5 protein-coding genes are annotated in these 4,839 nt (G+C 65.2%); 1 reads left to right on the top strand and 4 read right to left on the bottom strand.

The annotated features are described in order from the left end of the window. Positions 1-496, bottom strand: a 496-nt coding sequence (locus BIS11_RS10860) for a pirin family protein (protein ID WP_253586041.1), incomplete at its 3' end; no start/stop codon positions are given. A gap of 79 nt (positions 497-575) precedes the next feature. On the opposite strand from BIS11_RS10860, the gene BIS11_RS10855 reads away from it, so the two are divergent. Then, the gene (locus BIS11_RS10855; protein ID WP_253586042.1) at positions 576-914 is read left to right on the top strand and encodes a hypothetical protein; all 339 of its coding nucleotides are present in this window, start codon (positions 576-578) and stop codon (positions 912-914) included. A 181-nt stretch (positions 915-1,095) separates the two neighbouring features. On the opposite strand, the gene BIS11_RS10850 is transcribed toward BIS11_RS10855, so the two are convergent. The 3 genes from BIS11_RS10850 to BIS11_RS10840 form a co-directional block, all read right to left on the bottom strand. After that, positions 1,096-3,216 carry a bifunctional diguanylate cyclase/phosphodiesterase gene (locus tag BIS11_RS10850; RefSeq protein WP_253424044.1) on the bottom strand — a complete coding sequence of 707 codons (2,121 nt, stop codon included), beginning with the start codon at positions 3,214-3,216 and terminating at the stop codon, positions 1,096-1,098. Positions 3,217-3,500: 284 nt separating this feature from the next. Continuing rightward, positions 3,501-4,364: a YicC/YloC family endoribonuclease gene (locus BIS11_RS10845; RefSeq protein WP_253424041.1), complete on the bottom strand. Its 864-nt coding sequence runs from the start codon at positions 4,362-4,364 to the stop codon at positions 3,501-3,503. A 63-nt stretch (positions 4,365-4,427) separates the two neighbouring features. Beyond that, positions 4,428-4,839, bottom strand: a 412-nt coding sequence (locus tag BIS11_RS10840) for a substrate-binding domain-containing protein (protein WP_253586040.1), incomplete at its 5' end; no start/stop codon positions are given.

Genomic DNA, 4,839 nt, shown 5'->3' with positions numbered 1-4,839 from the left:
GGTTCAGCGTGGCGCCGCCGTTGAGCGCAATGGCGGGAATATCGTCCTGCTGGAGCCCCACGTAGCGCGGCGCACTCATCTTGAGCCGGGAAGGCAGATTGACCCACAGCTGGAGAATCTCCAGCGGCCCGCCGTCGCGCAGAAATTCTGGCGGCGACACCTCCGCGTGAACGATGCCGCTACCGGCGGTCATCCACTGCACGCCGCCTGCATGGATCACGCTCTGGTGATCGGCGCTGTCGGCATGGGCGAGCGAGCCCTCCAGAATGAACGTCACCGTCTCGAAGCCGCGGTGCGGATGCGGCCCGAACGGCAGGCCCTGGTTATTCGCCGGGTACACCTGCGGACCGTGGTGGTTCAGAAACAGGAACGGGTCGAGCTGATCGAGCCCGGAGCCCGGCAACGGTCGCCGGGTGACGAGATCGCCGATATCGTCGCGGCGGGCCGGGTGCTGTTTGAGGACGCGGCGTGGAGTAGCAACGTTCGAAACGGACATGTAGGACTCCTCGATGCACAATGCCCACAGCTTAAAACCCGGCGCCGCGATTGAGGAGCGAATAATTTCCACAGGGTGATTGAAGGAAATCGACCCGACCATCTTGCTTGCACCGCCGACCATTGCCTTGCCGACCGGTACTGCCAAGCACGATCATGGGCCAGGCAGTACCGGAAGACGGCGCTTATCCGGCCCGGGCGCCGTTCATCACAGCCTAGATGATCTGTCGCGGCTACATGCGCTGACCCAGCACGATACGAACAGCGCAAGCCTGCCCTCATCGATTGATGAGGTACTCGCACATGACTTCAAGCCAATACAGCGGCTGAACGTGACGCGCACGCTATCAACCGGTGAACAGGTCGCGGCGGGCGTATTGGCGCAAAACCGCCAGGGGGTTTTCTTTCAATACGCATAAGGCTATGAGCAGCGACATGGGCGCATTAGTTTGAGCCCACCTCGGGTCATGCCCCGGGCCAATCGAGCCAGTGTCGAACCACAGCTCGACCGAGCACTCCCCGTTTCTTTGCAGATTACTCTGGGTACTCTCCGGGGCAAGCGTCAATTTCCATCTTTCAAGCCGCGATGCTGCCAGCCCATCAGTCGCCAGAATTCATCGCCCCCTCGTCAGAAGGGTCGACCGCTTGGCCGCGTGACGCATGCGCCGCCCAGAACCGCTTGAGTTCCTCGCCGGAGAGCGCCTCGCTGAACAGGTAGCCTTGATATTCGTGGCTGTGGAGCTGGCTGATCAGGGCGAGCTGCTGCTCGTTCTCGACACCCTCCGCCACCACCTGCAAATCGAGGCTCTGGGCCAGCGCCACCACCGCCTTGACGATGGCGGCGTCCTGGGCATCGGTGACGGCGTGGGCCATGAAGGCGCGGTCGATCTTGAGCCGGTCGATGGGAAAGCGGCGCAGCTGGGCGAGGTTGGAGTAGCCGGTGCCGAAGTCGTCGATCGAGATCGCGATCCCCAGGGCGCGAAGCTCGTTGAGCGCTTCCAGGGCGATGTCCGGGTTGAGCACCAGGGCGCTTTCGGTGAGTTCGAGCTCGAGGCACGTGGGCGCCAGGCCGGTGTCCTCCAGCACCTTGATGACCGTCTCGACGAAGTGGCGGCTGTTGAGCTGGATGGCCGAGATGTTCACCGAGATGAACAGTGCCTGCCCGGTCTCTTCATGCCATTGCTGGGCATAGCGGCAGGCCGTGCGCAGCACCCATTCGCCGAGCGGCAGGATCAGCCCGGTATCCTCGGCCAGGGGGATGATCTCGCTGGGCTCGACGATGCCCAGCTCGTCGTCCTTCCAGCGCAGCAGTGCCTCGACGCCGGTGATGCGCCCGCTCTCGACCTCGACCTTGGGCTGGTAGGCCAGGTCCAGCGTGTCGCTGTCGAGCGCCAGGCGCAACCGGCGCTCGAGCGTGATACGTCGCTCCTCGATGGAGGTCATGTCGAGCTCGAAGAACTGGTAGGTGTTGCGCCCCAGCCGCTTGGCGGCGTACATCGCGGCATCGGCGTGAATCATCAGGGCATGGCGGTCAAGCCCATCGTCCGGGTAGAGGCTGATGCCCACGCTGGTCGAGACCTTGACCACGCTCGAGCCGATCTGAAACGGCTTGTCCAGCGTGCTCACCAGCCGGCGGGCGAGCATGTCCGCCTCCTCGCGCCCGCTACTCTCCCCCAGCAGCACGATGAACTCGTCGCCGCCGACCCGGGCGACGGTGTCGCTTTCACGCACCGCAGCGCGCAGCCGATCCGCCGCCTGGCGAATCAGTTGATCGCCCACGTGGTGGCCGAGCGTGTCGTTGACCTGCTTGAAGCGATCGAGATCGACGAAGAACAGCGCGAAGGTCGCCGAGCCCGCTAGCTGCTCCTCCAGGCGCTCCTCCAGCAGCAGTCGATTGGGCAACTGCGTGAGGGCATCGCGGTAGATCATCTGCTTGAGCTCGGTATTGGCCGCCAGCAGCGATGCCGCCAACTGTGCGTTGCGCGAGGTCATGTGGGCATCGAACAGCGAGATCATCAGCGCCGCCAGCATGATGCAGGTGGAAACCAGCGCCACGCTCACCGCCAGCTGCGCAACCGACACGCCGCCCCCGTCGAGCAACACCGCGTCGGCAGGGTAGACCGCCGCCGCCATGCCCGTATAGTGCATGCCGGAAATGCCCAGTGCCATGATCACCGCGGCCACCAGCCGCTGCCAGAGCGGCGAGCGCCGCGCTCCCGTCGGATTGAGGCGAAAGACGAGCCACAGCGCGGCAGCCGACGCCGATACCGCAATGAGTACCGAGAGGGCGAAGAGCGCGGGCTCGTAGCGCAGCCGCCCTTCGATGTGCATGGCCGACATGCCGACGTAGTGCATCAAGCACACCCCGCCGCCCATCACCAGCGCCCCGCCACCCAGTCGCGCCAGCGTCAGTCGTCCGCGCTGCACGATCAGCAGGGCGATCGCGGACGTGGCGATCGCGGCGATCAGCGACACCAGCGTCAGCGAGAGCCCGTAGGCGACGCTGGCCGCCATCTCCATGGCGAGCATGCCGACGAAGTGCATCGCCCAGATCCCCGTGCCCATGGCGAAGGCACCGCCGGCCAGCCAGAGATGGCTGGCTACCCCGGTACTGGCGCGCACGCGACCCGCCAGGTCGAGCGCGGTAAAGGAGGCGATGGTCGCGATACCGAAGGAGAGCAGCACCAGGGCCAGGTTGTAGGAGACATGATGATCGTGCATGAAGCGTGCGTACCGAGTTCCGGCGGATGAACGAAGGGCTGAGGTTAAATTAATCGTGAGAATGAAGTATAGCAAACCGCAGGTGATGAGGTTTCTGGTCGTATCGCCCCGCCTGGCGTCAACGTACGCCCGCCCGATAGCTGTCCGGCTCGAGCCACAGCCGCTCGCGAAGATCGCCTTTTAGAAAAAAGAGCTTGGGCCCCTTGCGAAAATTGAACAGGCGAAAGAGGTGGTAGTGCTGTGCACGAACCTATGAACACACTAAAGGGTTCGACTCATCTACCTCACTCGATATTCTGAATCTGCTCGCGCATCTGTTCGATCAAGACCTTCAACTCCACCGCGCAGCGGGTGGTGTCGGTGACCACGGACTTCGACGAGAGGGTGTTGGCCTCGCGGTTGAGCTCCTGCATCAGGAAGTCGAGCCGGCGGCCCTGGGGGCCTTCTTGCTCGAGCTGGCGGCGCACCTCGCCGACGTGGGCGTCGAGGCGGTCGAGCTCTTCGTCCACGTCCGCCTTCTGGGCGACCAGCACCAGCTCGGCTTCCAGGCGCTGGGGGTCGAGCTCGGCTTTCACGCTCTCCAGACGTTCGAGCAGCAAAGTACGCTGGCGCTCGATGATGGCGGGGAGCAGCGCACGCACCTTGGCGACCTGTTCGCTCACCGCGGTGAGGCGCGCGTGGATCAGCGCGCCGAGCTTCTCGCCTTCCCGGGCGCGGGCGGCGATCAGCTCATCGAGTGCCTGGTCGAACAGCGCCAGCGCCTCACGCTGGATGGCGTCGTGATCCAGATGCCGGGTCTCCTGCACGCCGGGGTAGTCGAGCAGCGCAAGCGTAGTGGGCGCGGCGGCGCTCGGCACGTGTTCGGCGATGGTGGCGAGGGCCTCGGCGAGCTCGACAAGGCGTGCGCCGTTCACGGTCGGTGACTGGGCGCTGTCGGTGGGCTCGAAGCGCAGCTGGCATTCGATCTTGCCGCGTCCCAGCCGGGTTCTGAGCGCGTCGCGAAGCGCAGGTTCGAGCTCGCGAAGCGTCTCCGGCAGACGAAAGTGCGGGTCCAGGTAGCGCTGGTTGACCGAGCGCAGCTCGACCTGGAGGGTGCCAAACGAGGCGGCCCGTTCGGTGCGTGCAAAGGCGGTCATGCTGTGCGGCATGGGGCGGGCTCTCAAAGAGGGGGCGTGGGCCCAGTGTAGCGCAGTTCTTCACCCCGCCGCCGCCTAGATGCCGATCAGTTCCGGCGCCACCTCGACGAGCGTGCCCGGCGCCTGGGCGGGATCGTCGATCATTGCAAAAAGTTGCTCGATCATCACCTCCACGCTCTGGCGCGCCATCATCAGGTGCGGGTAGAGCGCGGCGGCCAGCGGGTCCCAGTCGAAACACCCTACCGTCACCTCGTCCAACTGATGGCCGCTTTGCTGCAGCCAGCGCACGATGCCCTCCAGCGCGATGGTGGAGTTCACGAACATGGCGGCGGGCAGCCGGGTGCGGTGACGCATGTAGGCTTCCAGCGCCACCTGGGCCTTGTCGGCGGCGTAGTCGCAGGGAAGGAGGTCGGCGTCGCGGGTGGCGAGCCCGCGCTCGGCGCGCGCCTTGATGAAGCCCTCGATTCGCTCGCGGGTGTTGTGGTCC

It is taken from the genome of Halomonas sp. 707D4, assembly GCF_024158685.1.
Lineage (GTDB): Bacteria > Pseudomonadota > Gammaproteobacteria > Pseudomonadales > Halomonadaceae > Vreelandella.
This window is presented reverse-complemented; position numbering and strand designations above follow the sequence as displayed.